At 38.8% G+C, this 26,926-nt stretch carries 26 protein-coding genes; 20 read left to right on the forward strand and 6 right to left on the reverse strand.

Annotated elements, in window-relative coordinates; genetic code table 11:
* Positions 1 to 214: 214 nt before the first annotated feature.
* The 5 genes from rpmB (at position 215) to G0Q07_RS10755 (ending at position 2,254) form a co-directional block, all read left to right on the forward strand.
* Positions 215 to 457, forward strand: coding sequence for a 50S ribosomal protein L28 (rpmB, locus tag G0Q07_RS10735; RefSeq protein ID WP_163346089.1), 243 nt, complete (start codon positions 215 to 217; stop codon positions 455 to 457).
* A 13-nt stretch (positions 458 to 470) separates the two neighbouring features.
* On the forward strand, positions 471 to 653 hold the full coding sequence (rpmG, locus tag G0Q07_RS10740) for a 50S ribosomal protein L33 (RefSeq protein WP_163346090.1): 183 nt from the start codon (positions 471 to 473) through the stop codon (positions 651 to 653).
* A gap of 7 nt (positions 654 to 660) precedes the next feature.
* A complete protein-coding gene (locus G0Q07_RS10745; protein ID WP_163346091.1) occupies positions 661 to 813 on the forward strand; it encodes a DUF4295 domain-containing protein in 153 nt (50 codons plus the stop codon).
* Between the two features lie 142 nt (positions 814 to 955).
* On the forward strand, positions 956 to 1,906 hold the full coding sequence (gene ftsY, locus G0Q07_RS10750) for a signal recognition particle-docking protein FtsY (RefSeq protein WP_163346092.1): 951 nt from the start codon (positions 956 to 958) through the stop codon (positions 1,904 to 1,906).
* Between the two features lie 15 nt (positions 1,907 to 1,921).
* The gene (locus G0Q07_RS10755) at positions 1,922 to 2,254 is read left to right on the forward strand and encodes a TraR/DksA family transcriptional regulator (RefSeq protein WP_163346093.1); all 333 of its coding nucleotides are present in this window, start codon (positions 1,922 to 1,924) and stop codon (positions 2,252 to 2,254) included.
* A 17-nt stretch (positions 2,255 to 2,271) separates the two neighbouring features.
* Here G0Q07_RS10755 and G0Q07_RS10760 read toward each other — a convergent pair whose 3' ends face one another.
* A complete protein-coding gene (locus G0Q07_RS10760; protein ID WP_163346094.1) occupies positions 2,272 to 4,332 on the reverse strand; it encodes an ATP-binding protein in 2,061 nt (686 codons plus the stop codon).
* Between the two features lie 99 nt (positions 4,333 to 4,431).
* Here G0Q07_RS10760 and G0Q07_RS10765 point away from each other — a divergent pair, with 99 nt between their 5' ends.
* The 3 genes from G0Q07_RS10765 (at position 4,432) to G0Q07_RS10775 (ending at position 7,717) form a co-directional block, all read left to right on the forward strand.
* On the forward strand, positions 4,432 to 5,322 hold the full coding sequence (locus G0Q07_RS10765) for a fructosamine kinase family protein (RefSeq protein WP_163346095.1): 891 nt from the start codon (positions 4,432 to 4,434) through the stop codon (positions 5,320 to 5,322).
* A 78-nt stretch (positions 5,323 to 5,400) separates the two neighbouring features.
* The gene (locus G0Q07_RS10770; RefSeq protein ID WP_163346096.1) at positions 5,401 to 6,336 is read left to right on the forward strand and encodes an SIS domain-containing protein; all 936 of its coding nucleotides are present in this window, start codon (positions 5,401 to 5,403) and stop codon (positions 6,334 to 6,336) included.
* A gap of 223 nt (positions 6,337 to 6,559) precedes the next feature.
* Positions 6,560 to 7,717 (forward strand): pyridoxal phosphate-dependent aminotransferase, encoded by a 1,158-nt coding sequence (locus G0Q07_RS10775; protein WP_163346097.1) that lies wholly within the window; start codon positions 6,560 to 6,562, stop codon positions 7,715 to 7,717.
* On the opposite strand, the gene G0Q07_RS10780 is transcribed toward G0Q07_RS10775, so the two are convergent.
* Positions 7,707 to 8,225: a nitroreductase family protein gene (locus G0Q07_RS10780; RefSeq protein WP_163346098.1), complete on the reverse strand. Its 519-nt coding sequence runs from the start codon at positions 8,223 to 8,225 to the stop codon at positions 7,707 to 7,709. The genes G0Q07_RS10775 and G0Q07_RS10780 overlap by 11 nt on opposite strands.
* A 267-nt stretch (positions 8,226 to 8,492) precedes the next feature.
* On the opposite strand from G0Q07_RS10780, the gene G0Q07_RS10785 reads away from it, so the two are divergent.
* Complete coding sequence (locus G0Q07_RS10785) at positions 8,493 to 8,963, forward strand: hypothetical protein (RefSeq protein WP_163346099.1); 471 nt, start codon at positions 8,493 to 8,495, stop codon at positions 8,961 to 8,963.
* Between the two features lie 592 nt (positions 8,964 to 9,555).
* Positions 9,556 to 10,026: a hypothetical protein gene (locus G0Q07_RS10790; protein ID WP_163346100.1), complete on the forward strand. Its 471-nt coding sequence runs from the start codon at positions 9,556 to 9,558 to the stop codon at positions 10,024 to 10,026.
* Between the two features lie 58 nt (positions 10,027 to 10,084).
* On the opposite strand, the gene G0Q07_RS10795 is transcribed toward G0Q07_RS10790, so the two are convergent.
* The gene (locus tag G0Q07_RS10795; protein ID WP_163346101.1) at positions 10,085 to 10,240 is read right to left on the reverse strand and encodes a hypothetical protein; all 156 of its coding nucleotides are present in this window, start codon (positions 10,238 to 10,240) and stop codon (positions 10,085 to 10,087) included.
* Positions 10,241 to 10,522: 282 nt separating this feature from the next.
* Between G0Q07_RS10795 and secA the strand changes: the two genes are divergently transcribed.
* The 7 genes from secA (at position 10,523) to G0Q07_RS10830 (ending at position 18,431) form a co-directional block, all read left to right on the forward strand.
* On the forward strand, positions 10,523 to 13,843 hold the full coding sequence (gene secA, locus G0Q07_RS10800; protein ID WP_163346102.1) for a preprotein translocase subunit SecA: 3,321 nt from the start codon (positions 10,523 to 10,525) through the stop codon (positions 13,841 to 13,843).
* 12 nt (positions 13,844 to 13,855) lie between these two features.
* Positions 13,856 to 14,686, forward strand: a complete 831-nt coding sequence (lgt, locus tag G0Q07_RS10805; protein WP_246222881.1) for a prolipoprotein diacylglyceryl transferase — start codon at positions 13,856 to 13,858, stop codon at positions 14,684 to 14,686.
* A gap of 86 nt (positions 14,687 to 14,772) precedes the next feature.
* On the forward strand, positions 14,773 to 15,363 hold the full coding sequence (locus tag G0Q07_RS10810) for an FKBP-type peptidyl-prolyl cis-trans isomerase (RefSeq protein WP_163346103.1): 591 nt from the start codon (positions 14,773 to 14,775) through the stop codon (positions 15,361 to 15,363).
* A gap of 177 nt (positions 15,364 to 15,540) precedes the next feature.
* Complete coding sequence (gene aroC, locus G0Q07_RS10815) at positions 15,541 to 16,614, forward strand: chorismate synthase (RefSeq protein ID WP_163346104.1); 1,074 nt, start codon at positions 15,541 to 15,543, stop codon at positions 16,612 to 16,614.
* 1 nt (position 16,615) lies between these two features.
* Positions 16,616 to 17,032, forward strand: a complete 417-nt coding sequence (locus G0Q07_RS10820; protein WP_163346105.1) for a DUF134 domain-containing protein — start codon at positions 16,616 to 16,618, stop codon at positions 17,030 to 17,032.
* Positions 17,033 to 17,350: 318 nt separating this feature from the next.
* On the forward strand, positions 17,351 to 17,902 hold the full coding sequence (locus G0Q07_RS10825; protein ID WP_163346106.1) for a PepSY-associated TM helix domain-containing protein: 552 nt from the start codon (positions 17,351 to 17,353) through the stop codon (positions 17,900 to 17,902).
* Between the two features lie 28 nt (positions 17,903 to 17,930).
* Positions 17,931 to 18,431 (forward strand): hypothetical protein, encoded by a 501-nt coding sequence (locus G0Q07_RS10830; RefSeq protein WP_163346107.1) that lies wholly within the window; start codon positions 17,931 to 17,933, stop codon positions 18,429 to 18,431.
* A 36-nt stretch (positions 18,432 to 18,467) separates the two neighbouring features.
* On the opposite strand, the gene G0Q07_RS10835 is transcribed toward G0Q07_RS10830, so the two are convergent.
* A complete protein-coding gene (locus G0Q07_RS10835; RefSeq protein ID WP_203532513.1) occupies positions 18,468 to 18,941 on the reverse strand; it encodes a methionine-R-sulfoxide reductase in 474 nt (157 codons plus the stop codon).
* A 111-nt stretch (positions 18,942 to 19,052) separates the two neighbouring features.
* On the opposite strand from G0Q07_RS10835, the gene G0Q07_RS10840 reads away from it, so the two are divergent.
* Positions 19,053 to 19,736: an RluA family pseudouridine synthase gene (locus G0Q07_RS10840; RefSeq protein WP_163346108.1), complete on the forward strand. Its 684-nt coding sequence runs from the start codon at positions 19,053 to 19,055 to the stop codon at positions 19,734 to 19,736.
* Positions 19,737 to 19,855: 119 nt separating this feature from the next.
* Positions 19,856 to 20,359: a DUF4252 domain-containing protein gene (locus G0Q07_RS10845; RefSeq protein ID WP_163346109.1), complete on the forward strand. Its 504-nt coding sequence runs from the start codon at positions 19,856 to 19,858 to the stop codon at positions 20,357 to 20,359.
* A gap of 34 nt (positions 20,360 to 20,393) precedes the next feature.
* On the opposite strand, the gene G0Q07_RS10850 is transcribed toward G0Q07_RS10845, so the two are convergent.
* On the reverse strand, positions 20,394 to 21,779 hold the full coding sequence (locus tag G0Q07_RS10850) for a sulfatase family protein (RefSeq protein ID WP_163346110.1): 1,386 nt from the start codon (positions 21,777 to 21,779) through the stop codon (positions 20,394 to 20,396).
* 103 nt (positions 21,780 to 21,882) lie between these two features.
* Between G0Q07_RS10850 and G0Q07_RS10855 the strand changes: the two genes are divergently transcribed.
* Positions 21,883 to 23,478 (forward strand): Na/Pi cotransporter family protein, encoded by a 1,596-nt coding sequence (locus G0Q07_RS10855; protein WP_163346111.1) that lies wholly within the window; start codon positions 21,883 to 21,885, stop codon positions 23,476 to 23,478.
* A gap of 52 nt (positions 23,479 to 23,530) precedes the next feature.
* Here G0Q07_RS10855 and G0Q07_RS10860 read toward each other — a convergent pair whose 3' ends face one another.
* On the reverse strand, positions 23,531 to 26,881 hold the full coding sequence (locus G0Q07_RS10860; RefSeq protein ID WP_246223037.1) for a PKD domain-containing protein: 3,351 nt from the start codon (positions 26,879 to 26,881) through the stop codon (positions 23,531 to 23,533).
* Positions 26,882 to 26,926 lie beyond the last annotated feature (45 nt).

Below are 26,926 nucleotides of genomic sequence, written 5' to 3' on the forward strand. Positions count from 1 at the left end.
TAATAATTAGTGAAAGTGGTTTTGTTCTATTATTTTAAATATATTTGTGGCCATTGGAGGTGGGAATAGGTTTAGAATAGAGAAATTAACAATTAAATGTTAATTGTTTTTGTAAAAACATCCTCAACCCCTTGATAATTTTCCAAAAAAGTATTTTCTTTGCACTCCGTTTTTAGTAATGTGTTTATTTTGAACATCAAGAAATTATAAAGAAATGTCACGAGTTTGTCAAATAACAGGTAAGAAAGCAATGGTGGGGAACAATGTTTCTCACTCGAAAAGAAGAACAAAAAGAAAGTTCAATGTAAACCTGTTTAAAAAGAAATTTTATATGCCCCACGAAGATCGTTGGGTGCAACTAACAGTATCTGCTGCCGGTATGCGTACCATTAACAAGAAAGGCATTAAAATTGCTTTAGCCGAGGCACAGGGAAAAGGTTTTATTGATAAATTTTAAAACATCTTAAGCTATGGCAAAAAAAGGTAACAGAGTGCAGGTGATATTAGAATGCACAGAGCATAAAGATAGTGGTGTGCCAGGTACTTCAAGGTATATTACTACAAAAAACAGAAAAAATACTCCGGAACGTATGGAATTGAAAAAATTCAATCCTGTTCTGAAGAAAGTAACAGTACATAAAGAAATTAAATAATTAAGATATGGCAAAGAAAGCAGTAGCATCACTACAAAAAGGTGCCGGTAAAGGTTATGCCAAGGTAATCAAAATGACTAAGTCTGATAAAACCGGAGCATACGCTTTTAAAGAAGAAATGGTGCCAAACGACGAAGTAAAAACTTATTTTAAAAAATAAGAAAATATAAATGTATAACAGGAAAAGCTTTCATATAAAATGGAAGCTTTTTTTGTTTGTATGAACGATTTGGTATTTTTTATACCACTTATATATTGTAACCAAATTTTGTGCTATTTTAGGACCTGCAAATCATATTTATATGGCCATATTCGGAAGTTTTAGCAGAAAGAAGAAAGAGAATCTTGATGAGGGATTGTCGAAAACCAAAGAGAGCGTTTTTAAGAAACTTAGTCGGGCAGTAGCCGGAAAATCAAAAGTCGACGAAGAAGTTTTAGATAACCTGGAAGAGATTCTTATCACATCGGACGTTGGTGTAGATACGACGCTTAAAATTATTGAGCGTATAGAAGAACGAGTTTCCCGCGATAAATACATGGGGGTTAGTGAGTTGAATAACATGCTTAAAGAAGAAATCTCTGATTTATTGGAGGAGAATAACACCACTGATGTTTCAGACTTTGATCTTCCGAAAAAAGACGAGCCTTATGTAATTATGGTTGTTGGTGTGAATGGAGTAGGTAAAACCACTACTATCGGGAAATTGGCCTACAACTTTAAACAAGCCGGAAAGTCGGTTGTACTGGGAGCTGCCGATACTTTTAGGGCAGCAGCAATTGAGCAACTTGAGGTTTGGGCCGAAAGGGTAGATGTTCCGATTGTAAAACAAAAGATGGGATCCGACCCGGCATCGGTTGCTTACGATACTTTGGCGTCGGCAAAAGCCAGTAACGCCGATGTGGTAATTATTGATACTGCCGGACGACTGCATAATAAAGTTAATTTAATGAACGAATTGAGCAAGATTAAAAAGGTGATGCAGAAGATCGTTCCCGGTGCACCTGATGAAGTTTTGCTTATTCTTGACGGTTCTACCGGGCAAAATGCATTTGAGCAGGCAAAACAGTTTACAAAAGCTACCGAAGTTACAGCACTGGCGTTAACCAAACTTGACGGAACAGCCAAGGGGGGCGTAGTAATCGGTATTTCCGACCAGTTTAAAATTCCGGTAAAATACATTGGAATTGGCGAGAAAATGGAACATTTACAGATCTTTCGCCGTCGCGAATTTGTCGATTCGCTGTTTTCATAAAAGAAATTTGTTGCCATGGAAAAACTCAATAAGGTCGAAATAAAAGCTCAAATTAATTCTGAAATTGAAAAAACCCAAAAGCTTATTCAGGAATACACGGAGCTTACGAAGCCTATTGAGCCGGAAAATGCCATTGGAAGGATATCCAGAATGGATGCCATTAATAACAAAAGTGTTACTGAAGCAGCTTTACGAAAAGCAAAAGACAAACTGGAGAACTTAAAATTTGCAGTGTCGAAAGTGGATGACGATGATTTTGGCCTTTGTGTAAAGTGTAAAAAACCAATACCGTTAGGCCGGGTTCTTATCATGCCGCAAGCGCGAACCTGTGTAAATTGCTCACAATAAAAAATAGGAAATTCATTTCAGACCAGTTGTTTCAGGTTTGAAAGAATCTTTTTAAGTTGGTTCTTATCAATAGGTTTCACGATAAAATCATTACATCCTGCAGCGATTGCTTCTTGTTTATATTTTTCCTGTGCGTAAGCAGTTTGTGCAATAATGTAAACATCCTTGTTAAATGTCCTTATCCTTTTCGTCGCTTCAAATCCATTAATCTCAGGTAGTTTTATATCCATTAATACAACGTCTGTATCCGGATTATCCTGAACAAGTTGAGCCACTTCAGTGCCATTTTTAGCCCTCTTCAAACTGTTTGATACATCGGAAAGTATATGGCATAGGAAATTGTAAGATATTTCATCGTCTTCAGCTATGATAATATTTAAATTGTTATTGCTATTATCTTCAAGTTGTTCTGCCGTATTTTCTTTTACTGTTAATTCCTCTTTCGTGTTTTCCGTTTTTAGATTGGGTAATACAAAGGTAAATGAGGTGCCTTTTAAGGGCGTAGAAGAAACACTAATCTCGCCATTTAGTAATTTTACATAACCACGCGTAATTGATAGCCCAAGACCGGATCCTTCGTATCCACTTGAATGCGAGTGATTTGCCTGAACAAAGTAATCAAATATTTCTTTTTGCTTTTCGGGGGCAATCCCGATGCCGGTGTCACTAACTGTAATTTTTAAATTGTCGCCACTTAGCGCGTATACAATTTTCACATGACCCTCGTGGGTAAATTTAATGGCATTTTTAATCAGGTTTGTTAATATTGATGTTAGCTTGTATTTATCGCTATAAAAGTTAGAAGTTGCTTCGTTTGTATCTGCCTCAATGATGAGCTCGATACCTTTTTCTTTTGTTTCAGCCATGAAAAAGTCGCCAAGATCGCATATAATTTGGGAGATATCTACTCTTCTGATCTGTGCCTCTTCATTTCCCGATTCAATCTTCGATATGTCAATAATATTATTTATAGTGCTAAGCATTCTGTCGCCACTTTGCTGAATAATGCTTATAAATTGAAGGTCTTCTTCTTCTGAAAATTCCTGCGTTTTTAGTAATTCTGCAAAGCCAAGTATACCATTCATCGGAGTTCGTATTTCGTGGCTCATATTTGCCAGAAAGGCCGATTTCATTCTGTCACTTTGTTCTGCTTTGTTTTTTTGCCGCGAAAGCTCTTCCAGCATTTCTGAATTCAGGTGGAGTTGATGTTGAAGGTCTTTGGTTTTCTTTTGAACTCTGGACTGAAGTATTCGGTTAATCACAATAAGTAAAAGAATAATAGTGATGACAATGGCACTAAGAAAGATAATGTATCGCCAGTAATCACTTAATTGGTTGCTTTCCTTATCGTACGCTGCAAGCCATTTGTCGTAAATTCGCTGGTATTCTCCATTTGAAAGCAATACTTCGGTTGCATTATTAATCATTGCAGCAAGCTCAACTGAATTGGCCGACAACATAAAACCCATGTTGCGTTCCAATATGCGATGATTCGTGGTTTTTATGTATTCCTTTTCATGTTGAATTACATCATACTTTCCTCCTATTCGCTGAGCAATAGCACATGTTGTATTATCATCGTCGAGAAGCTGTATTAGACTGTTGTAGTTATTGGCATAAACAAATTTTGTTGATGGATTAATACTAAGCATATACCGAACAAGAACTTCATTGTTCCATAAAGCAACAACAGGTTCTTTCATCGTTCGCAGCATTTCTATAGTAATTTTATTGTGAAAGTTGCTGTTGTAAAAGAAACAATGTGAGGTATTGATTACCGATCTGGTGTATAGATGCTTATTGTCGGGATAGCCCGGATAATGTGCTCCGGCAATGCCGTCTATCAGGTCTTCTTCCAGCATTTTATTAACGGTTTGCCAATTTGTTCCGGATATTTCAATCTGGTTATTGTAAAGCTTGTTAATAGCCTTTACCATGTCAATGTTAAATCCTACCAATTCGCCATTGTCATCGATATAATTAAACGGAGGATAATTGTTGCTGGCTCCAATTTTGTATTGAGCATTTAGGTAATAGCAATTAGTAAATACTATTACGCAAATTAAAATAATTCGCATATTGGGTTATTTTCAAACAAATCTAAAAAGTTTTTTTTGAAATTTTAATTCTTGTTAAATTTAAACATATTAACGAATGTTGAAAATTAAGTTTACAAAATGATTGAAAAAAGTATAAAAATTATTCAGAAAGAGGTTGAGGATCGATTAACGGAGGTATTTGGCGAAAATGTAAACATTGCTTCAGCTACATCTTTATCGGGTGGATGTATTAATCATGCTTCGAAAATAGATACAAATTGCGGCAGCTTCTTTCTAAAATGGAACTCGGATTGCGAAAGCGATTTATTTACCCGTGAGGCAGAAAGTTTAAATGAACTTAGTAAGGCGACAGACGGTACAGTATGTGTTCCAAAAGTATTTTGTACAAAAGAGATCGATGAAACCCCTGCTTTTTTAGTAATGGAATATATGGTGCCGGGAGCTACAGATCAATCCGAACGGTTGGGAAGAGGATTAGCGCTCGTTCATAAGTATCAGCAAAACGAATATGGATTTTATTCAGATAATTACTGTGGGGCAACTACCCAGAATAATACGCGGGAAAAAAGCTGGGTGAAATTTTATCGGGATAATAGATTATACTTTTTATTGAAAATGATTCAGGAAGCCAGAGGAATAGATAGTTCTCAAATGAGATTGTTTGAATCGTTACTGGATCGGTTAGAGGTGTTGATTCCGAATGAAGAAAAAGCTTCGTTAATTCATGGCGATTTATGGTCGGGAAATTATATGTTAACGAATAACGGGCCGGTGTTAATCGATCCGGCAGCCAGTTATTCTCATCGCGAAATGGAGTTTGGAATTGTTACTATGTTTGGCGGTTTCTCTTCGCAATTTTTTGCTGCCTACAACGAAGTTTTTCCTCTCGATTCAGACTGGAGAGAAAGAAACCAGCTGTATCAATTGTACCATGTGCTTAATCATTATTATTTATTTGGAGGCGCTTATTTGTCACAGGCAGTTGCCATTGCAAAACGGTATTTATAAACTTCTTTTCGCGCAATTACTTGTATTTGTAAGGTTTGTTTTTGTAACTTATAAGTTATAATACAAAAGGTTACAGCAATGAAAGATGAAGTTTTTGAGATACCGTACAGAGCTGAGCTTTGTTATAAGAAGAACAAAGGATTGATATTGCCGGAGGATGTACCTTATATTGGTATGGGAGCTTCGCATATTGCAACACAAGCTTTTCGTTATATGGGAATAAACTTTTTCCCTGAAAAAGCAGCGGAATATTTTAATTACCTGTTAAAGTACAAAGAGCCGGATAAAGGCGTACTTATTTCTCAATCGGGACAAAGTTCTGAAACGATATGGTGTGCCGATTATTTTAAGTCATTTATAGCTGTTGTAAACAACGAAAAAAGTGCTTTGGGAAATCACCCGAATTGCTCGAAAAAAGTATTGTTGTATTCGGGAGTAGAAAATCATATAGCCACAAAAACTTACATTAATACATTATTGGTTTTGTATTTAGGCTTTGGTTTTGATCCGGCTGAAGCAGTAGAGGCATTAAAAAAATATCAGACAGGTTTTGAAGAGGTAGGAACAGAGATTGGTGCAAAAATATATTCGCGCACAAAACGAAAAAAACGTTGTTGTGTATATATTCTTGGTAACGGTCCAAATGTTGCTACGGCAAAGGTTGCCGCTCTTGTACTTAGCCAGGTTATGCGTAGGCCGGTTTTAAGCATGTCGGTTTCGCAATACGAACATGGTTTTATTGAAACGGCCAAAGACTCAATGGTTATTGCCATTAACCATGAAGGGCGCGAGCATAACCGTACAAAAAAGCTACTAAAAAAAGTAAATAGCGCAGGTGCCGAAACATACGAACTATGTAATAAATATGTTGAAAGCATATTTAGTCCGCTTACCTTACCCATCCCATTTTATTTTGCTGCTGAATACTTATCGCAGAAACTAAAAGTTAAAACACTCTTTCAGGTAGGCGATAAAGTGGTAAGTAAAGTTACTATTGATAAAAATTATGAGTAAAGCCATTGTTGCCACTTTGCTTATACCAAATTGAACACAATATGCCACATATAAATTTGTTCTTTTCCGTTTCTACTGCGTTGAAAAATAATAACGTAGCTAAGGCTATGCTATAATTTTCCGCCTTGTACAATCGAAAAATAACCAGAATATCCAATACGGCATTTTATCATCAAATTGGTATTATTGTTTAAATTAGCCCCAAAACCAAATTCCGATTTTAATGATCGCACAAAAGGCTAAGGAAATTACCCCGTTTATTGTAATGGAGGTTCTTGAGAAGGCTGCCGAAATGGAGCAGCAGGGAATAAATGTTATTCATCTTGAAGTTGGAGAACCCGATTTTGATGTTCCTAAATGTGTGTTGGAGGCTGAACAAAAAGCTTTTGATGAAGGCCGGACGCATTATACACACAGTCTTGGCGATCCTGAACTGCGCAAACAAATTGCTGAAAAATACAAGGATGAGTATAACGTTTCTGTTTCGCCCGAGCAGATAATTGTAACGTCGGGAAGTTCGCCAGCTATTTTATTAACCCTGGGTGTGCTTTGCGAAAACGATGATGAAGTAATTATTTCTGACCCCGGTTATGCTTGTTATGCCAATTTTATCCGGTTTATTGGGGCTAAACCAATAAATGTCCCGGTTTATGAGGAGGATGGTTTTCAATATCGTTACGAGGAAATTAAAAAGCGCATTACCAACAGAACCCGCGCAATAATGATAAACAGCCCTATGAATCCGACAGGAAACCTATTGTCGGTTGATTTGATGAGAGAGCTGGTAACTTTTGATATCCCAATAATTTCTGACGAGATATACCACGGTCTGGTTTACGAAGATCGTGCCCATTCCATTTTGGAAGTTACAGATAAAGCCTTTGTGTTAAACGGATTCTCGAAACGTTATGCCATGACCGGTCTTCGCCTGGGTTATGTAATTGCTCCAAAAGAATATGTAAGATGTATGCAAAAAATTCAGCAGAACCTGTTTATTTGTGCCGGTTCTACCACACAGCGTGCCGGAATTGAAGCGTTAAAAAATGCAGGTGATGAAATAGAAGAGATGCGCTTAATCTATGATAAAAGGCGTAAGTATTTGATTAAACGACTAACCGAATTGGGATTCGACATTAAAGTAAAACCTACGGGAGCCTTTTATGTAATGGTAAATGCAAAACATATTTCAAACGATAGTTACAAGCTGGCTTTTGATATACTAGAGAAAGCCCATGTTGGAGTTACTCCCGGCATCGATTTTGGGGCTAATGGTGAAGGATTTCTGCGCTTCTCGTATGCCAATTCAATCGAGAATATTAAAGAAGGTATGGACCGATTACAAAACTACCTGGCCAAATTTCACAATAAAGCTAAGGATTAAATCGGTCGAAATGAACGATCTCTTCAATGGGTTTGCGCTTTTTATCCGGTCTGCTGCTGTTGGGATAGCCCACAGGAATCAATGCAATAGGCTCGATGTTATTCGGAAGTTGCAGCAGCTCGGAACAACTGTTTACATCAAAATTACATACCCAGCAGGTTCCCAAGCCCAGTTCAGTGGCTTTTAAGGTAATATGGTCGATGGCGATTGCCAGGTCGATATCTGCTGAGTCTTTTCCATCTGAAGCCCGTTTCCACGACTGAGAAAGATCGGCACAAGCTACAATAATTACCGGTGCTGAGCGAAACCAACTGCGGTCGTAACAATCATAGATTTGCGTTAAAACCTCTTTGTCTTGCACTACAACAAATTGCCAGGGCTGAAAATTAACGGCCGAAGGAGCCATCCTGCCGGCTTCTATTAGGTCTAAAATGAGTGTCTTTTCTACTTTGATGTCTTTATAATCCCTTACGGAGTATCTGTTTTTAATGATTTCTGACAAATTCATATATAAAGATAAAATTTTTCTTGTTTTAAAAGTGTAAGCAAAATACGGCTTTTCTATCAATTTTTTATCCGTTTTTCAAATTTAAAAAATCAGAGTGTAAGAGAAAAATGATTTGTACTTAATGTCTTTTATTTTCAATGTTTTAGTGGCGATTAAAATGTGTTTTAGAGCATCGATATTTCCGATTGCAGCATTGAAAATAATACGTCATTTGCACGGAAATTAAACAATAAGAAAAATTAAAGTTGAACCTTAAATTTTAATGTCATGAGAAAAGTAAATTTTATAATCGCAATTATTACAGTTATTGTAATGGCAAGCTCGGTTGCCAACGCCACCGGAATACGTACCGAATTTAATGAATTTGAATTTACCCTTGTTGACGATTTGTACATGGGCAAAAAAGTTGATGCAATTTGGACCTTAAGTTACGACAAATCGGAAAAACCGGTTACCGTTGTTAAAAGAAACACTATTGAGGGAACTGAATATGTGGTAAGTTCAGAGTTCTTTGCTGTTCGTTATGTGGCTTCGGCATCGGGTTTTGGTGCAAAACAAGTTCGCAAATCATGGTGTAATGTAGATAACAAAATAAACCATGCAGTTATTAATCAGGATCAATTAAAGAATCAGGAGATCATTTCGCCAAACAAGGTTGATGATAAAATGGCTTTGGGCTTAATTGCAAGCTATCTTCCTGATTTGTTAAATGATGGATATACGCACTTACTCAATTAATAGCAATACATAGAATAGAAGTAATTTTAATTCGAAAGCCATCCGTATTACGGGTGGCTTTTTTTATTGACATTCATCGATGAGAGGTGGCTATAAATTTGTTTCATCCCTTCATTGCTTGGTGATGTTTATCAGGGAAGTTGATTTTGAAGTTCACCAAACGATGGTGGATTATTGTAACTGTTTTTTTATTCTCGTGAAGTTGCGACATCATGTTTGAAGTTGTTTTCAAGCCGACACGAGGCCGCGAAAAGCTGCATGAAGCTGAATTTTAGCAATCGAAAACCTAAAAAAGCACAAAAATTTTGTCGATAAAATCAGCCGTTGACTGATAGTGTGAAATTGCATGAAACGCCGGTTGTTTTGCTTACCTTCAATGGGGATTTTTATTTAAAGGATATGCATGTCTTTTAATTGCAGATTGAAAGTAAATTATCGAAATAAATATTAAAATGAAAAAAGCAACATTATTCTGTGAACGGAATCTGTTTTATAGCAAGGCTTTTGCATGTCACCAAAATGTAATTCGTGCGTCACTACAGTACAAATAATAATGAAAACAATTACAGTCAGAAAACAAAAATTTAGAGTCATGAAAAAATTAAATTTATTATCCGTATTGGTTTTAGCATTCGTGCTAGTTTCAGTTAGTGCATCAGCAACAGGCGTACGTACTCAATTTAAATCGTTCGAGATTGAAGAAGTTGATAATCTATACATGGGAAAAACAGTAAAGGCACTTTGGACAGTAAGTTACAGTAACGAAGAAGAGCCGGTAACAGTTGTAAAACGTAAAACTCTTGAGGGCGTTGAGTATGTTGTACATTCAAAACATTTCCAGGTAAGCTACGCTTCAACCAACGAAGGATTTGGTGCGAAAGAAACCAGAAGAGCTTGGAGCGAAGTTCCTAAACGAATCTCACGCGCAGTAATCAGCAAAGAAGAACTGCAGCGTCAGCGAATCATTACACCTAATAAAGTAGATGATGAAAAAGCATTGGGATTAATTGCAAGTTATTTGCCCGACCTTATTAACGATGGTTATACACATCTTTTAAACTAAACAGCAAATTTTATTTCATAGAGTAATTTTGAAGGAACCGCGAGCGATCGCGGTTTTTTTATATGCAGCCACATACAAATCCGTCGGCCAAACTGTCTAGCACCTCTTTCTCTTCTTTTTTCTCCGCATCAGTACCTTTACAATTAAAACAAACCGGCATGTTAATAACCGGGTTCAGTTCTGAATTGCCAGAAGTGATTGCTTTCTTACACAAAAAACAGGTATTTTTTAAATCTCTCATCCGAAATGTTTGTGTCAAAAATATTAAAAATGCCTAAAAAACTGTTCTTACACCTGTCTGAAAGTCAAAAGTGCGTATGCGCATATGACAGTGATATTGTCAGATAATAGGCCTCAAAACTGTTAATGTGTCTGGAAAAATGAGCTAAAACTATTTGGCATAATTATTAGTAATAAGTAAATCGAATGTTTTTTTAGCCTGTACAATTAATTACATTTGCACAGGTTTTATATAATTTAAAGATAAGTTGCACAGATGGCATTTGTAAATAAGATCCTGGGGAAACTTCTGGGAAACAAATCGGAGCGGGATATTAAGGAAATAACTCCTATCATCGATAAAATAAAAGCGGAATACGATAGAATCACCAAATTATCAAATGATGATCTTAGGGCCGAGTCGGCGAAATTAAAGCAGGCAATTGCTGATCGTATTAAACCTGAAGAGGATGAAATTGCTGCATTAAAAATAGAAGTTGAAGAGGTTGAAATTCAGGAAAGCGAAAAGATATACGAGCGCATTGATAAGCTGGAAGAAAAGATAGTTGAGAAAATCGAAGAAGTACTCAATGAAATACTTCCAACAGCTTTTGCAGTTGTAAAAGATACAGCTCGCCGGTTTTTCGAAAATGAGAGCATTGAGGTTACAGCCAACGATTTTGACCGCGATCTTTCAGCAACCCGCGACAGCATAAAAATTAATGGCGATAAAGCCATCTGGGAGAATAGTTGGATAGCCGGTGGAACCAGGGTAACCTGGAACATGATTCACTACGATGTTCAGCTGATTGGTGGAGTAGTTCTTCATCGTGGTAATATTGCAGAGATGGCAACCGGTGAAGGGAAAACACTTGTGGCTACATTACCGGTATTCTTGAATGCGCTCACCGGAAAAGGGGTGCATATTGTTACGGTTAACGACTACCTGTCGAAACGTGATGCCGAGTGGATGGGGCCAATGTACGAGTTCCACGGTTTATCGGTTGATTGTGTTGATAAACACCAACCAAACTCTGAAGCCCGAAGAAAAGCATACAACGCCGATATCACTTTTGGTACAAATAACGAATTTGGTTTCGATTATCTGCGCGATAACATGGCCATTAATCCGGAAGATTTGGTGCAGCGCAAACATCATTATGCCATTGTCGACGAGGTTGACTCGGTTTTGGTTGATGATGCACGTACGCCGCTTATTATTTCCGGGCCGGTGCCAAAAGGCGATAATCAGCAGTTTGAAGAACTTAAAGGATATGTAGAGAAATTATACAAGGCGCAACGCGAATTGACAAATAAGATATTTATCGATGCCAAACGCCTGCTAACAAAGCCCGATGCTACTTCCGAAGAGAAAAAAGAAGGAGGTTTGCTTTTACTGCGCGCCCACAAGGGGATGCCTAAAAATAAATCCATCATTAAGTTTCTGAGTGAGGAAGGCATAAAAGCTGTTATGCAAAAAACAGAGAATCTGTACATGCAGGAGAACAGCAAAAATATGCATATTGTTACCGACCCGCTTTATTTTGTCATCGAGGAAAAACAAAATTCAGTTGAGCTAACCGATAAAGGTATCGACTTGGTATCGAAAGGTTTTGAGGATGCTGAATTCTTCGTTCTCCCTGATATGGGAGGAATAATGGCAGAGCTGGAAAACAGCGAAATGTCGCCCGACGAGTTAGTGGTTGAAAAAGATAAGCTATTACAGGACTACGCTGTTAAGTCGGAACGTGTTCATACCATAAACCAGTTGTTAAAAGCATATACCATGTTTGAAAAAGATGTGGAATATGTGGTTATGGACAACAAGGTGAAAATTGTAGACGAGCAGACCGGACGTATTATGGAAGGTCGTCGTTATTCCGATGGTTTACACCAGGCAATTGAAGCCAAAGAACAGGTGAAAGTTGAAGCGGCAACGCAAACTTTTGCAACCATTACGCTTCAGAACTATTTCAGAATGTATCACAAGCTGGCCGGTATGACCGGTACTGCGGAAACAGAAGCAGGAGAATTCTGGGATATTTACGAATTGGAAGTAGTGGTAATTCCTACCAACCGTCCGATTGTTCGCGACGATAGGGAAGACCTGGTTTTCAAAACGAAACGGGAAAAATACAATGCCGTTAGCGACGAGATTGTTGAACTAAACAAAAAAGGTCGTCCGGTATTGGTGGGTACTACCTCTGTTGAAATTTCGGAGTTGCTTAGCCGAATGCTGAAAATAAAAGGAATTAAGCACAACGTTTTGAACGCGAAGTTGCATGCTCGCGAAGCAGATATTGTTGCTGAAGCCGGTCAGGCCGGAGGAGTAACAATTGCAACAAACATGGCTGGTCGTGGTACTGATATTAAGCTGTCAGATGAGGTGAAAAAGGCCGGAGGTTTGGCAATTATTGGTACCGAGCGTCATGATTCGAGACGTGTTGACAGACAGCTGCGAGGACGAGCAGGACGACAAGGAGATCCGGGGTCTTCGCAATTCTATGTGTCGCTTGAAGATAATCTGATGCGTTTATTTGGCTCCGATCGTATTTCCGGAGTTATGGACAAACTCGGGTTGGAAGACGGGGAGGTGATTCAGCATTCAATGATCTCTAAATCGATCGAAAGAGCACAACGAAAAGTCGAGGAGAATAACTTCGGAATTCGTAAACGATTGTTGGAATACGATGATGTGATGAACTCGCAGCGTGAAGTGATCTACAAAAAACGTCGTCATGCATTATACGGAGAACGTTTGGAAGTTGATGTGCTGAATATGATGTACGATTCGGTTGAAGAGCTGGTAAATGAATACCACGGTTCTGATATGTTCGAAGATTTCAACATGGAACTATTGCGATTGCTTTCGTTGGAATCGCCTGTTAATCAGGATGAATTTAAGAGTATGGCCGCCGCGGATATATCCCAACGTATTTATGAAAAGATGATCAACAATTACAACCGTAAAGTTGATACTATTGCGCAGCAGGCTTTTCCGGTTATAAAAAATGTATACGAAACAAAAAAAGAGGTTTATAAAAATATTGTTGTTCCTATTACCGATGGTAAACGCGTATTCCAGATTATTTGTAACCTTGAAAAAGCTTACGATAATAAGGGTAAAGAGTTGGTGAAATCGTACCAGAAACAGATTGTGTTAAATACAATTGATGAATCATGGAAAGAACAACTCCGCGAGATGGACGATTTGAAACAATCGGTGCAAAATGCTACTTACGAGCAAAAAGACCCGTTGTTGATCTACAAGTTTGAGTCGTTTAACCTGTTTAAAATAATGGTTGCCAAGGTGAATAAAGATGTTGTTTCTACCTTAATGAAAGGACAGATTCCTATTCAGAATCCCGATCAGGTGCGTGAGGCAGAAACACGAAGAAAGACGGACATGAGCCGTTATAAAACCCAAAAATCGGAACTCCCTTCGGCTGAAAATGCCATGGAAGGTGCCAATACAAATACGGGCGAAAAGGCAAAACCTCAGCCTGTTAAAGTTGAAAAACGTGTTGGACGTAACGATCCGTGTCCTTGCGGAAGCGGTAAAAAATACAAACAATGCCACGGAAGAGGTGGTGCTTAATAATCAAACTACATGATGAATATGATCAGTTTGCTGAACTTCATTCACTGGAATGTTGATCCTGAAATATTTAGCCTCGGGCCCCTGTCGATACGTTGGTATGGTTTATTGTTTGCCACAGGATTTTTAATTGGCTACTACATTGGCGAGAAAATGTTAAAGTCGGAAAATGTAAGTCAGAAATGGATCGACAGTCTGTTTTTTTACATTATAATTGCAACCGTTGTGGGCGCCCGACTTGGCCACGTTATCTTTTATGGCTGGGATTATTATTCGCAAAATCCGGGTGAAATAATAAAGGTGTGGCACGGAGGATTGGCCAGTCACGGTGGTGCGCTTGGTATTTTAATTGCCATGTATCTGCACTCAAAGTTTGTAACCAAACGAACCATGTTATGGACACTGGACCGGATTGTTGTCCCAACTGCATTAGTAGCAGCTTTTATTCGTACCGGCAACCTCATGAATTCTGAAATTTATGGTATTCAAACAACATTGCCCTGGGGGATAATATTCGAAAGAAATGGCGAAACCGTTGCTAAACATCCTACACAGATATACGAAGCGCTAGCTTATCTTATTTCATTTGGTGTGTTAATGTTTTTGTATTGGAAAACAAGTGCAAAAAATCGTCCGGGATTGTTAATGGGAGCATTTTTTGTATTCATCTTTTTAGCGCGTTTCTTTATCGAGTTTATAAAAGAAGACCAGGAAGCATTTGAAGCCGGCATGGCATTGAACATGGGGCAGTGGTTAAGTGTTCCATTTGTATTAATTGGTGCATTTTTGGTTTTCCGGGCAATAAAGAAACCCGAGGTGGTTTTTAAGAATAGTAAAAATTAATGTTAAAACTAAATAGAGGAGTAGCAAGTATTTTGTTAGAGTTTTGAAAAAGACTTATTTTGCAGCTCATTAAGAATTAAAGAAGTATGTTAGAGATAGGAAAATATAAAATGGTGAAGTTGACGTACGACCTACGTATCGACGACGAGCAGGGAGAATTGGTTGAGCAGGCAAATACAGAGCAACCTTTAGAGTTCCTTTACGGAGCAGGAATGATGCTACCAAAGTTCGAATCTGAATTGATCGGTTTGAAACAAGACGATCCTTTCAATATTAAAATTGCCAGCACTGATGCATATGGCGCAGTAAACAACGAAGCAGTTGTTGAGTTGCCTAAAAATGTATTTTTAGTGAATGGTGAATTCGACGCAGAATTGATTAAAGTTGGTAATACTGTGCCAATGATGAGTAGTAACGGCCAGCGATTAAACGGGTTAGTTTTAGAAATTAACGACGAAATCGTAAAAATGGACTTTAATCATCCGTTAGCGGGCGAAGACCTTTTCTTTGCCGGAAAAGTTATTGATGTTCGCGAAGCATCAGACGAAGAAGTTGCGCAGATCCTTTCAGGAGGTGGCGGCTGTGGTTGTGGAAGCAGCGATGGTGGTTGTAACGACGGTGGTTGTAACGACGGATCATGCGGAACAGAAAGCGAAGGCGGCTGCGGTTGTGGCTAATAATAAATTTTGATAATAAGTTCAATTTAATTATTTTAACCCTGTTTTCATAATGTTATGAAAATGGGGTTTTCACATTTATAGCATTTACAGTATGAAAAATCTATTACTTTTAGCCGAAGTTGAATTTCATACGAGATCTACTTGTTACAGGATGTAACAAACAATATTTAACAGATGAACACTTTTGGAAAGATATTTCGCTTAACTTCTTTTGGAGAGTCTCATGGACGAGGAATCGGTGGTATAATCGATGGTTGTCCGGCCGGGGTTGAGCTCGATATAGAATTAATTCAAAAAGACCTGGCCAGAAGAAAACCGGGACAGTCGAAAATTACAACGCAACGAAAAGAACCCGACCAGGTGGAGTTTCTTTCCGGAGTATTTGAAGGAAAAACGCAGGGAACACCAATTGCTTTTGCCATTTGGAACAAAGATCAACACTCGAATGATTACAACGATCTTAAAAATGTTTACCGCCCTTCTCATGCCGATTTTACTTACACCAAAAAATACGGAACACGCGACCATCGTGGAGGTGGCAGATCTTCTGCACGCGAAACTATTGCCCGTGTTGTTGCCGGAGCAATTGCGAAACAAATTCTGGCAAAAGCAGGTGTTTCTATACAGGCATTTGTTTCTCAGGTTGGAGAAATAAAGTTGAAGAAACACTACAAAGAATTAGATCTGTCAGCTACTGAGAATACCATTGTACGCTGCCCTGATAAAGAAGTTGCCGATGAAATGATTGCCCGAATTGAAAAAGCAGGACGTGAGCATGATACTGTTGGTGGTGTTATTACCGGAGTTGCCAGCGGTGTGCCAGCCGGCTGGGGAGAGCCTGTTTTTAATAAACTGCATGCCGATATGGGCTTTGCAATGCTCGGAATTAATGCGGTAAAGGGATTTGAATACGGTTCTGGTTTTGACGGAACAAAACTGAGTGGTTCTGAACACAACGATATTTTTATAAAAACAAACCAAGGTGTTCGCACAAAAACGAATAACTCCGGTGGTATTCAAGGAGGTATCTCCAATGGCGAAGACATTTATTTTAACGTTGCATTTAAACCCATCGCCACTCTGCTGAAAGAACAACAAACACTTGATAAAGATGAGCAAATTATAAAGATTAATCCAAAAGGAAGACACGATCCATGTGTGCTTCCACGTGCTGTTCCAATAGTTGAGGCAATGGCTGCACTGGTTTTAGTTGACCACTTTTTACTTAATAAACTTAACTCGATTTAATATGCCAAGAAGAAAAAGAAACAGAAGGATCCAGGTACCTCCGGTAATTAAGGGGATGTCGGTTTATGGTGTTCGTGGACGAAAAACAAACGAAGTTATTCTACACCTCGAAGAATATGAAGCAATTCGTTTATTAGATTACCAAAACCTTACACAGGAAGAAGCCGCTGTATTTATGGATGTTTCCCGGCCAACATTAACCCGTATTTACGAAGAAGCACGAAATAAAGTGGCAACCGCATTTGTTGAAGGAAGGGACCTTATTTTCAGAGGAGGTGATATTTATTTTGATAAAAACTGGTTCAAATGTAACAGTTGTAAAGCTAGTTTTAGTGATTACTCTGAGAATAAAGAGAAATGTCCGGTTTGTAACTCAGAAGACCTGATTTCGCTAAACGACTACTATATGGATAAATAATAGCTTCTTAGCTGTTTATTTTCACAGAAAAGACATAAAAAAACCTCCGGCTCAATAGCCGGAGGTACCCAATTAAGTTGTGATAAAACCAGAGCCCTAGTACACTAGGATTGTTGCAAGATACGACTATAATCGTTTCATGTCAATACTTGATTTCACTTATAAAGACAAAAATATCTTATTTTAACACGCTAACGCTAATTGTCATGCGGTTTTTACTGATTATCAATGTCTTTCAAGAATGTTAATATTTAATATTTTTTGTTAAACTTCTAATAGGCTCATTTATCATATATTTACTCTCAAAATAATTTATTTATGAAAATTCGGAAACTTCTACGCATTCTACATCGCGATTTAGGATACTTTATTGTTGCTATGACAATTGTATATGCCGTGTCGGGAATTTATTTGAATCATCGCCACGATTTCAATCCGGATTATAAAATAACAATCACGGATTTCACTCACGATTTGCAGCCACAGCAATCTTATGCTGATGATGAAATTCAACAAATAGTGGAATCAGTTCGATCCGATGTGGTTTATAAAAAGCATTATATAGATAAAGATGGCGATATAAAAGTATTTATTGCTAATGGAGAGGTAATAATCTTTCCTGGCTCCGGAGAAGGAAGGATGCGTTATTTGCAGCGTCGCCCATTGGTGTTTAGTATGAATAAATTGCACCGGGCAACCTTGGGAACTGCATGGAAATGGGTTAGTGATATAATGGCTGTAATTCTTTTATTTGTGGCTGTTTCAGGCCTTTTTCTATTAAAAGGGAAAAGAGGTTTACGGCGTTGGGGCTGGTGGTTGACAGTTGCCGGGTTTATTGTACCTTTAATCTTTGTAATTTTATATCTTTAAACATCATTAAAATCCAAAACATCAAAAAATGAAAAAAATTGCATTAATTAGTTTGTTCGCTGTTATTTTGTTTGCCTGTGGTCAACAAACAAAAAAGCAGGAGGCAACAGTTGAGCCTGAAAAATCAGCAGAGGTATTAAGCGTTGATGAACTTCTTGAAAATGCCCCTGAACTAGCAGATAATGAAGTGGTTGTAAAAGGAACTGTTTTCCATGTATGCCAGCAAGGAGGAGAACGTTGTTTTATAATGGGAAGCACTGAAGATCTCTCAATTCGGATAGAAGCGGGTGAAAAAATCGGAGCTTTTACCCAGGAACAAATGGGAAGTGAAGTGGTAATTACAGGTATTCTGAAGGAAGTAAAAACCGAAGCAGATGCGCATAACCCGGGGCGTGAACATGGTGACGAAGAAGGCGAAGTTGAAGACGCTGAAACGGAAACTGCACATGAAATTATTGCCGAAAATGAGGAGGCAGCAGAACGTATATTTTTTATTGAGGGACTTGAAGTAAAAGAAATAACAGAATAGTCAATTATTACTATCGATACAAAAAAAGGAAAACAATTATTGTTTTCCTTTTTTTGTATCCTCAGTTGCCGGAATAAATTCGAGCGAAACAGAGTTTACACAATGTCTCGTATCTTTGTCGGTAAAGCCTTCACCAAAAAATACGTGCCCCAGGTGGCCGCCACAATTGGTACAGGTAATTTCGGTTCGGCGACCATCGGCATCAACTGTTCTGTGCACCGCACCGTCAATTTCGTCATCAAAACTTGGCCAGCCACAGTGCGAGTCAAATTTATCAGTCGAATTGTACAAGGCAGCTCCGCACTGTTTACATACATAAGTACCGTTTCCCTTATGGTCAGTGTACTTCCCGGTATACGGGCGTTCGGTTCCTTTTTCTAAGATTACGTACTTCTCAAAATCATTTAATTTGTTGTATTCCATCTTTTTTGCATCTTGATCGTGTTTTTCGTTTTGGGCATTACTTCCAAAACTCAAACACAGAATAAATAATAATACAATTGTTTTCATATCTATTATAACAACCGGGCCGTGCAGTGGTTTAACATCACTCGTTAAGAAATGTAAAGAACAAAACTAAAACTTCGCAGGTAATATTACCTTTGAGAATTTAAATTCAACATGAATATTCCAGTATTATACCAAGACGAATCGATCATTGTTGTTGAGAAACCAATCGATCTTCCGGTTCATAAAAATGATTTTATGCCCAACGATGCCCCTTATTTAACCAAACTTATTGGTGACGAAACGGGGAAGTGGATTTATAATGTACACCGTTTAGACTCAAAGACTTCAGGGGTGATTGTTCTGACGTTTTCTCCTGAGGCGGCCAATATTTTAACCAAACAGTTTGAGCTGAAAGAGGTGCAAAAGACCTATTACGCAATAGTTCAGGGAAACCCGGGAGAAGGAACATTTGATTCGAAAGTGTTGGTGAAGAAAAAGTCGAAGTTTAAAAAAGCAGCGGTAACACATTATAAAACCTTACGAACGGTTCAAACCCAACTGGTTTCGAAAGACAAAACTGATATTCAGTTGAGTTTGGTGGAAATTAATCCGGAAACAGGACGCTGGCACCAGTTGCGGCAACATTTTGCCAAAAACCGCTTTGATATGATTGGCGATACGCACCACGGTGATTTTACATTGAATAAGATTATTTTAGCAGATACCAATATTCGCCGGCTATTTCTGCACGCTGGGAAACTGGAGTTTAAACACCCAGTAAGTGCCGAACCGGTTTCTTTTGAATCTGCTATTCCTGCAGAATTTGATAAACTGCTTAATTTTTATGATTCCTGATCTATTGAGTTTTAGCTTCTAAGAAGCCCAATAATACTTGCCGTTTCCTTTTTACACAATAAGTTTTGCTTTTCATGTAACGATATTTAAAGCTTTACGTCTTATTCAAAAATAGTGTCATGAAACGTATAGCTTTTATTTTGTTGGCAGGTCTTTTTCTTACGACCTCTTGTGTTTACGAATCGGGGGTGTCAGAAGCCTATTCCAAATATCGTTTTAAAGATGGTGTAACCACTGTTTCGGTGCCGGGCTGGGTAATTCATTTGGCGGCCGGAATTGGCGACCTGGAAGATAGTGAAAGGGATTTACTGGAGAGTATTGACCGGGTGAAGGTAATTGCAGTAGATGATGACAATTTGAATGCCCGAATTGATTTGCATGAAGAATTTTACAAGAAGATTAGTGAGAAAAAGAACTATGAAGAACTATTGGTGGTTCGCGAGGGAAATGAGAATGTGACCATTTTCGGGCGCATGAATGAATCAGTAATTGAAGAAATGGTTATTCTTGTTGGTGGCGACGACAATGCATTGATTTTTGTTAAAGGCGAAATCAGTCCGCAAATATTAAACGATAATATTGATTTGTCGAAACCTGACCGGTTTTTAAGTCTTGGGCGCTAATTTTTTATCAATCTGTACAAACTATTATTGTTCTTTAGTTTTCGCTAAAGAACTTTTTCTTATGTATTTCGGCATAGCCCAGTAAATCTTCTGCAATTTCAGTATGCTCAAGTATTACGTTTGTTGTTTCATACGGATCATTTTCCATATCAAATAACGAAAGCTCAATTTTAGCTGAATAATCATATTTGCCGGGCATTCCATCTTTTCCTTTAATATCAGTCATTGTGCGGTAGTTATGTGGGAGGTGTAACTTCCATTTTCCATCGCCCGACATTATTGCCTGAAATTCCCTGTCGTTGGTAAAAGCATAATAATCGTGTGGGTTTGCAGCATTTGGTTTTCCAGCAATGATGTCCCATACATTTTTCCCATCAATTCCCGTTTCAGGAAGTGGAATATTCGCCACCTCACAAAGTGTTGGCAGCAGATCAATAGTCATTAAAGCCTGGCTGGATTGCTGATTGCCTTTCAATTTTGCCGGATATTTTATTATCGTTGCCGAGCGGGTTCCGCCATCAAATGTTGTTCCTTTTGCCTCACGAAACGGTGTAGTTCCGGCATGGTTGCCATAAGCAATCCAGGGGCCGTTATCTGACGAAAAGATGACAATCGTGTTGTCTTCAATTCCATTGTCTTTTAAAGCTTTGTTTATTTGTCCTACCGACCAATCAAGCTCAGCAATTACATCGCCGTATAATCCAGCTCCCGATTTGCCTTCAAACTCCGGGCTGCAAAACAACGGAACGTGCGACATGGCATGAGGAACGTAAAGCAAAAACGGCTCATCTTTGTGTTTCGATATAAAATCAACCGCATGTTCGGTATACCATTTGGTAAGCATTTTCTGGTCTGTCGAGTCCACATTTTCAATGGTTACTTCGCCGTTTTCCCAATATTTTAGCGGCCACTGTCCCCAGTATTCAGGACTTTCAGGATGATGTTTCCACATATCGTTCGAATACATCAGTCCACAGGTTTCTTCAAAACCACGGTTATGGGGGCGTGTTTCCGGTTGATCGCCACAGTGCCATTTGCCAAAAAGTGCAGTTTTGTATCCCGCATTTTTAAATACCTCTCCAATAGTTGGGAAAGTGGTTTCGAGGCCGCGATCGCCTGGGCCATGAGCACTAAATACTTTTGTTCGCCCGGGGTAGCAACCTGAAATTAAGGCTGACCGCGATGCCGAGCAAACAGCCTGGGGGACATAAAAATTCTTGAACATTATTCCTTCTTCTGCCAGCTTTTTTACGTTGGGTGTTTCAAAACTGGTTTGTCCAAAAGGGGCAAAATCTGAATATCCCGAATCATCAAGAAAGATAATTACAACATTGGGGCGTTTTGTTTCTTGATTAGTGTTGGTGCATGAGTTTACAAACAGTGCCAATACTAGTAAGCTAAGAAGTTGATGTAAGTTCATTTTATTGAATTTTAATGTTTGCTAAAATAGTATTAATCTGACAGTCGCAAAATGACTGAACAAAGAGTTGAGTAAGTTTTTTAAATTAGTAAAAAGTTTTTGAATGAATTTTACTGCACTGATTATACTCTTGTTGGGTGGACTTGCATTATTCCTGCACGGAATGAATGTAATGACGGACGGTTTAAAAGCCGCTGCCGGAAGTAAAATGAAGTCGTTTTTAAAAGGAATGACACGTAACCGATGGACGTCGCTGGTGGCAGGAACGGGAATCACTGCCGTAATACAATCATCGTCGGTAACAACAGTTTTAGCTGTAGGATTTGTTTCGGCCGGCTTAATTTCATTTCAAAGTACCTTGGGAATTATTCTTGGGGCCAATCTTGGAACAACTATTACAGCTCAAATCATAGCCTTTAAAATAACCCAAGCCTCGTGGATAATGATTGCAGCAGGATTTCTGGCAAGTTTTCTTTTTAAAAAGCAATCAATTAAAAATTTCGGAATGATTATTCTGGGACTCGGATTAGTCTTTCTGGGCATGAATGTGATGAACGAGGCAACAACTCCCTTAAAAGATTTTGAGCCCTTTATTAATTTAATGAAGGGGCTGGATAATTATCTGTACGCTATTTTAATTGGAGCTCTGTTTACAGCACTGGTTCAAAGTTCATCGGCTACAACCGGTGTTGTGATAATTCTCTCGGTGCAGGGGCTTTTGGGCATTGAGGAAGCTATTGCTATAATCCTTGGAGCCAATATCGGAACTTGTGTTACGGCAGTTTTATCGGCTTTGGGTAAGCCCAGGGATGCCATGCGAGTAGCAATTTCACATGTGCTTTTTAAAGTTGTTGGTGTGTTAATTTGGTATGCTTTTATTGGAGAGTTAGCCGACATCGTAAGGTTTATTTCCGAAGATAGTGCACGACAAGTAGCAAATGCACATACCATTTTTAATGCGGCCAATACATTCTTATTTATTTGGCTGGTAAAACCAATCGCAAAGTTAGTGGTTTGGCTATTGCCTGAAAAGAAAAAGAAGGAGGAAAGGTTATTTACAGAGTTGCACGACTTTTATCTGGAGGATGTTAGCCTTGCTTTAGAATTATCGCAAAGTTCAATTGCAAAACTGGGAGAAAAAGTAATTGAAATAGTAAAGGCAGGAATTCCCATGGCCTTAACCGGAAAGGAACACGAGCTGGTTGAATTAAGGTATAAAGATGCACTAATAGACAGAGGACACGCTGAAATATTAACCTTTTTGCAAAACATACAAGGCCTGTCGATAAGTAAAGACCAAAGCCATGTGCTCGAGCGACAAATAGAAGCTGTTAATGTACTTGAGACAGCAGCTGACATGGTTACAACATCATTGGTAGAAGCAGCTGAACACCGTATTGAAAAGGGATTTGAAGTAAGCAATGCTACGGTGCAGCGAATTTCTGTAGTCCATAATATGGCGTTGGAAGCATTTCAGAAGGCATTACAATTTTACAGCTTAGATGATACTTCCGTCAATAATACTCTGGCCAAAGATCTTTTTAAAAAGGAGCTTCAGGATGTTCGTTTACACCTTATTGAAAGATTATCAGTATCCGATGATAAACGAATTGAGACTTATCGTTTTGAATCGGAAGTGCTGGAAGGAATCAGGCGTTTGCATGCTTTAGCAAGGCGGTTAAAAAGAAAGGCAGGATAACTTCTGTTTCCATAGTATCCTGCCTTCTCAGAGTTGTACGTGTTGCCAGTACTTATCTTTTTATAACTTTCTCATTAAAAATTTGCGCATCGGTTTTTACAACCACCAGGTAAATGCCGGGAGCTTTATCGCTCATGTCAATAGTTGTTAAAGGTGCATTAATTGGCTGCTCCATAACTTTCTTACCAACTGTATTATAAATGGCATAAAAAGCTTGTTCTGAAAATTCTGATAATTGCAGATTTAACCAGTCGGTTGTTGGATTTGGGTAAACTTTTAAATCCATAGTAAGAAGTGATTCCGACGATGCTTTAGATATTGATTCCTGAAACTCAGGAGCGGCAAAAGAAACCAGGTAGTCTTCAACTTCTCCGGGGAAATCATCATCGCAGGCTGCAGGAGCTTTTCCTTCTTTCATGGTGATGCGTATACGTGTTGTTCCTGTAACATACGAAGGAATAGAAATGGTTTCTGATATTGATCCTTTTTTGTTGTTTAAAGCCAACACCGTTTCGTCAGCGTCATCAAAATCGCCGTCGTTGTTAAAGTCTATCCATATTCTCCAGAAATTGCGACTGTTAGTTTTATTTGGTACTAAATCAACTGTATATGTACCGCCGGCATTCAATGTAAATGGATTTGTATCGAATGAATATCCGTCGCCATAGCTGTTAACCGATAGCTCATTCCCAATATTCACGTCTTTGATATAGTACTGCATACTGCTAATTAATGCTGGTTCGCAATAATTGGAGGGGGTAGGAGCAGCATCGTTATCAGTAACCGTAATATATGCGGATATCGTTTTTTCCGACGATGCAAATCCATCTTTGTAGGCAATTAATGTTACATCGTAAGTGCCCGAATTAGAATAGGTAACTACAGGATCTGCTTCGGTACTTTCAGATGGTGTTCCACCAGGGAAGGACCATTGATAACTTGTTGGTTCGTTCTCTGATAAATTAGAGAACTGAATACTTTGCCCCGATGCAATAGCTGTTGAGCTGGCACTAAAGGCAGCCACAGGTGGCTCTGGTGCAGGTTCTGAAATAACAACGGTGTAATCCTCTACTTCCCCTGTTTTTGTGTAATCACAGGCCGTTGGGCTTATGCTTCCCATTGCAACCCTCATTCGGGTAGTAATATTTGTTTGCGGAATGTAAATTGTTCCACTAACTGAAGACTTGGATTTCGAGGAAGTAAAGACCTTTTCATCTTCCGTAAAAATCTTGTCCGAATTGAAATCAATCCAAATGCCCCAATATTCAAAACTACTTTTACCGCTAAAACCAGGAACCAATGTAATACTGTTATCGCTTCCGGCAATAAAATTAAAGTTTGTTGCTGTGTTATCGCTGTATCCTTCTGATCCGGAAGTATGGTGGTTGTCTCCCATGTGTACTTCTGCTATCCATTCGTCTGTTGCATCAGGTGATGGCGTGCAGTATCCCGGTTCAGGAGCTGTTTCAACTGTAATGTAGTTGTCAATTGTTTTGGTGTGGTTTCCTGCAGCATTGGTAACGGTAAGCGACACTTTATAATTGTTTGCTGAATGATAAGCAACCTTTGGATTACGCTCTGTAGATGTTGCTGGATTACCACCTTCAAAATCCCATTTCCATGATGATGGAGTGTTCTTCGACTTATCACTAAAGGAAATCTCTCCACCTTCTAAAACGGTTGTAATATCCGCTGAAAAATCAGCTATAGGAGCCTCAATTATTTCCTGAACAGTTATAAAACCACTCTTGGTTACAGTATTTGATCCACCATCGTTTTCTGCTGATAGGGTAACACTATATATACCCGGAGTAGCATAGACTACCGTTGGGTTTTTACTGGTAGAAGAAGCAGGTGAGCCTCCATTAAATGTCCAGTTCCAGATTGTTGGTGTATTGGTCGACAGGTCAGTAAAAGATACCGACTGTCCTTCTGAAATATCAGTGTTATTTGCTGAAAAATTCACAACTGGAGCATCAGGTATATCCTGAACAGTTATATATCCACTTTTTGTTACTGTGTTCGTTCCACCATCGTTTTCTGCTGATAGTATAACACTATATACACCCGGAGTAGCATAAATTACCGTTGGGTTTTTACTGGTAGAAGAAGCAGGTGAGCCTCCATTAAATGTCCAGTTCCAGATTGTTGGTGTATTGGTCGACAGGTCAGTAAAAGATACCGACTGTCCTTCTGAAATATCAGTGTTATTTGCTGAAAAATTCACAACTGGAGCATCAGGTATATCCTGAACAGTTATATATCCACTTTTTGTTACTGTGTTCGTTCCACCATCGTTTTCTGCTGATAGTATAACACTATATACACCCGGAGTAGCATAAACTACCGTTGGGTTTTTACTGGTAGAAGAAGCAGGTGAGCCTCCATTAAATGTCCAGTTCCAGATTGTTGGTGTATTGGTCGACAGGTCAGTAAAAGATACCGACTGTCCTTCTGAAATATCAGTGTTATTTGCTGAAAAATTCACAACTGGAGCATCAGGTATATCCTGAACAGTTATATATCCACTTTTTGTTACTGTGTTCGTTCCACCATCGTTTTCTGCTGATAGGGTAACACTATATACACCCGGAGTAGCATAAACTACCGTTGGGTTTTTACTGGTAGAAGAAGCAGGTGAGCCTCCATTAAATGTCCAGTTCCACGTTGTTGGTGTATTGGTCGACAGGTCAGTAAATGATACCGACTGTCCTTCTGAAATTGATGTATTATTTGCAGAGAAGGCAGCAACAGGAGCTTCCACGATATCAATTACCTCTATATAATTTGGGATTGTTTTTGTATTGGTACCTCCTGAATTAGTTACAGTAAGTATAACATCGTATGTTCCCGGAGTGTTGTATCTCACTTTAGGGTTTTGATCTTCTGATGAAGAAGGGGTAGCACCTGCAAAAGTCCAGCTCCATGCTGTTGGTTCATTGCTTGTTAAATCAGTAAACGATACTTCTGACCCTTCGTTGATTGTAGAGGGGGTAGCCGAGAAACTGGCAACAGGAGCAACTACCGGCTCAGTAACATTAATAAATGCAGTTTCCGATTTTGTATCGATTCCTACAGCGTTACTAACTGTGAGGCTAACATTAAATGTACCCGTTGCATTATAAGTTACTGATGGATTTTGTTCGGTTGAAGTCGATGGAATACCACCTTCAAAAGTCCAACTCCACGATTTTGGAGTATTGGTTGACAAGTCAGTAAAGGTAACACTCTGACCTTTGGTTAATGCTGTGCTGGTTGAAGAAAAATTAGCAACTGGTGCTGCGGCTGTGGTATTAAGCGGTAGGCAATATCCATATTCATCCAGTGGCCCTTTTGTTGGATCTGAATCATCACCATCTGCCAAATCAGGAGATTCCGGGCAATTTGCTGGTTTTTCTCCCATTCCCCACCAATAGTAGCCGTCACCATCGTTATCGGTGCAAATTAC

Source organism: Draconibacterium halophilum, from assembly GCF_010448835.1.
Taxonomy (GTDB): domain Bacteria; phylum Bacteroidota; class Bacteroidia; order Bacteroidales; family Prolixibacteraceae; genus Draconibacterium; species Draconibacterium halophilum.

Coding starts and splice junctions, on each gene's coding strand:
- rpmB (WP_163346089.1), top strand. CDS start 215: ATGTCACGAGTTTGTCAAATAACAGGTAAGAAAGCAATGGTGGGGAAC.
- rpmG (WP_163346090.1), top strand. CDS start 471: ATGGCAAAAAAAGGTAACAGAGTGCAGGTGATATTAGAATGCACAGAG.
- G0Q07_RS10745 (WP_163346091.1), top strand. CDS start 661: ATGGCAAAGAAAGCAGTAGCATCACTACAAAAAGGTGCCGGTAAAGGT.
- ftsY (WP_163346092.1), top strand. CDS start 956: ATGGCCATATTCGGAAGTTTTAGCAGAAAGAAGAAAGAGAATCTTGAT.
- G0Q07_RS10755 (WP_163346093.1), top strand. CDS start 1,922: ATGGAAAAACTCAATAAGGTCGAAATAAAAGCTCAAATTAATTCTGAA.
- G0Q07_RS10760 (WP_163346094.1), bottom strand. CDS start 4,332: ATGCGAATTATTTTAATTTGCGTAATAGTATTTACTAATTGCTATTAC.
- G0Q07_RS10765 (WP_163346095.1), top strand. CDS start 4,432: ATGATTGAAAAAAGTATAAAAATTATTCAGAAAGAGGTTGAGGATCGA.
- G0Q07_RS10770 (WP_163346096.1), top strand. CDS start 5,401: ATGAAAGATGAAGTTTTTGAGATACCGTACAGAGCTGAGCTTTGTTAT.
- G0Q07_RS10775 (WP_163346097.1), top strand. CDS start 6,560: ATGATCGCACAAAAGGCTAAGGAAATTACCCCGTTTATTGTAATGGAG.
- G0Q07_RS10780 (WP_163346098.1), bottom strand. CDS start 8,225: ATGAATTTGTCAGAAATCATTAAAAACAGATACTCCGTAAGGGATTAT.
- G0Q07_RS10785 (WP_163346099.1), top strand. CDS start 8,493: ATGAGAAAAGTAAATTTTATAATCGCAATTATTACAGTTATTGTAATG.
- G0Q07_RS10790 (WP_163346100.1), top strand. CDS start 9,556: ATGAAAAAATTAAATTTATTATCCGTATTGGTTTTAGCATTCGTGCTA.
- secA (WP_163346102.1), top strand. CDS start 10,523: ATGGCATTTGTAAATAAGATCCTGGGGAAACTTCTGGGAAACAAATCG.
- lgt (WP_246222881.1), top strand. CDS start 13,856: ATGATGAATATGATCAGTTTGCTGAACTTCATTCACTGGAATGTTGAT.
- G0Q07_RS10810 (WP_163346103.1), top strand. CDS start 14,773: ATGTTAGAGATAGGAAAATATAAAATGGTGAAGTTGACGTACGACCTA.
- aroC (WP_163346104.1), top strand. CDS start 15,541: ATGAACACTTTTGGAAAGATATTTCGCTTAACTTCTTTTGGAGAGTCT.
- G0Q07_RS10820 (WP_163346105.1), top strand. CDS start 16,616: ATGCCAAGAAGAAAAAGAAACAGAAGGATCCAGGTACCTCCGGTAATT.
- G0Q07_RS10825 (WP_163346106.1), top strand. CDS start 17,351: ATGAAAATTCGGAAACTTCTACGCATTCTACATCGCGATTTAGGATAC.
- G0Q07_RS10830 (WP_163346107.1), top strand. CDS start 17,931: ATGAAAAAAATTGCATTAATTAGTTTGTTCGCTGTTATTTTGTTTGCC.
- G0Q07_RS10835 (WP_203532513.1), bottom strand. CDS start 18,941: ATGAAAACAATTGTATTATTATTTATTCTGTGTTTGAGTTTTGGAAGT.
- G0Q07_RS10840 (WP_163346108.1), top strand. CDS start 19,053: ATGAATATTCCAGTATTATACCAAGACGAATCGATCATTGTTGTTGAG.
- G0Q07_RS10845 (WP_163346109.1), top strand. CDS start 19,856: ATGAAACGTATAGCTTTTATTTTGTTGGCAGGTCTTTTTCTTACGACC.
- G0Q07_RS10850 (WP_163346110.1), bottom strand. CDS start 21,779: ATGAACTTACATCAACTTCTTAGCTTACTAGTATTGGCACTGTTTGTA.
- G0Q07_RS10855 (WP_163346111.1), top strand. CDS start 21,883: ATGAATTTTACTGCACTGATTATACTCTTGTTGGGTGGACTTGCATTA.
- G0Q07_RS10860 (WP_246223037.1), bottom strand. CDS start 26,881: ATGGGAGAAAAACCAGCAAATTGCCCGGAATCTCCTGATTTGGCAGAT.